This is a genomic window from Pseudomonas sp. P110(2024), assembly GCF_057480795.1.
Genome location: NZ_JBLIYT010000032.1, coordinates 1 through 1,388 on the forward strand (window position 1 = coordinate 1; position 1,388 = coordinate 1,388).

The following is a 1,388-nucleotide window of genomic DNA, read 5'->3' on the forward strand; positions in this document are numbered from 1 at the left end:
TCACCTTTCCGCCCTTACGGCGGGTTACTTAATGAGATGGTCACCCCGGCACCCTGCGAGGCGTACGCTTTCGCAGGGTGCTTTTACTTCGGAGACCGTCATCATGAGCAGCGTGACCCTGATCGGCATCGACATTGGTAAACATACCTTCCACCTGCACGCCCAGGACAAGTTCGGCAAAGAGGTAATGCGCAAGAAGTGCTCAAGGCAGCAGATGATGCGGTTTCTGGCCAATCATCCCCCTTGCACGGTAGTGATGGAGGCCTGTGCCGGTTCACACTGCCTGGCGCGAGAAATCAAAGCGATGGATCATGAGGCCAAGCTGATCTCGCCGCAGTTCGTTAAACCTTTCGTCAAGAGCAACAAGAATGACTTCGTCGATGCGCAAGCCATCTGCGAAGCCGCTTCCCGACCCTCCATGCGCTTTGTGACGCCAAAATCGCCTGAGCAGCAAACGCTCTCTGTTTCTCATCGGATGCGTGAATCATTGATCCGCGACCGAACCAAGACGGTGAACCAGATGCATGGGTTCCTGCTCGAATTCGGTGTCAGCCTGCCGACCGGATTGTCAGTGGTCAAACGCCTTGCTTCGGTGCTTGAAGAGCACGACCTGCCAATACGGCTCGTCGCATTACTGCAGCGCCTGCATGATCATTTCGTCTACTTGAGCGAGCAGATCAAGGTGTTGGACAAAGAGCTGGAGAGCCAACTGGCTGACGATGATCTAGGCAGTCGTTTGCTGAGCATGCCGTGTGTTGGGCCGATCACCGCCAGCCTGCTGGCTGTAGAAATGGGAGATGCTCGGCAGTACGGCAGTAGCCGGGACTTTGCGGCCTCTGTAGGTCTGGTGCCCCGCCAGTACAGCACTGGTGGTAGGCCAGCTTTGCTGGGGATCAGCAAGCGTGGCGACAAGAACCTTCGGCATTTGCTGGTGCTGTGCGCACGGGTCTACATGCTTCGCCTGAAGTATCAGAAAGGCCCATTGGCCGATTGGGTGCGTTCATTGCTCGCGCGACGTCACTCCAATGTGGTGGCCTGCGCGTTGGCCAACAAACTGGCACGCATCGCTTGGGCCATTGCCACTCGGCACACGCAATATAAAACGGAGCCAGACGCGATAAACGCCTGACCCCGTTGTGCTGCACCGAGTTTCACCATCAGGTTTTGCGATAGCTGAACAACAGATGAAATAAACGGCCGATCGGCCTGGCGATGATCCTGAACGACCAATTGGCTCTTGGAAGCCGCCTACTTTGTTAGGATCGCCAGGTGCGAATGCTCATCGTGGCGCGGGATGCGAGCCCAATAGACGCCGGATAGATTGAAGCAAGCCATCCATTCCATCTGATGAACAGTATTGCAAAAAATGGGGTGACCATAGATTGGTC

At 55.8% G+C, this 1,388-nt stretch carries 1 protein-coding gene; it reads left to right on the forward strand.

Annotated elements, in window-relative coordinates; all coding sequences use genetic code 11:
• Positions 1-103 precede the first annotated feature (103 nt).
• Complete coding sequence (locus tag AC25ND_RS26345; RefSeq protein ID WP_186597768.1) at positions 104-1,129, forward strand: IS110 family RNA-guided transposase; 1,026 nt, start codon at positions 104-106, stop codon at positions 1,127-1,129.
• Positions 1,130-1,388: the final 259 nt, after the last annotated feature.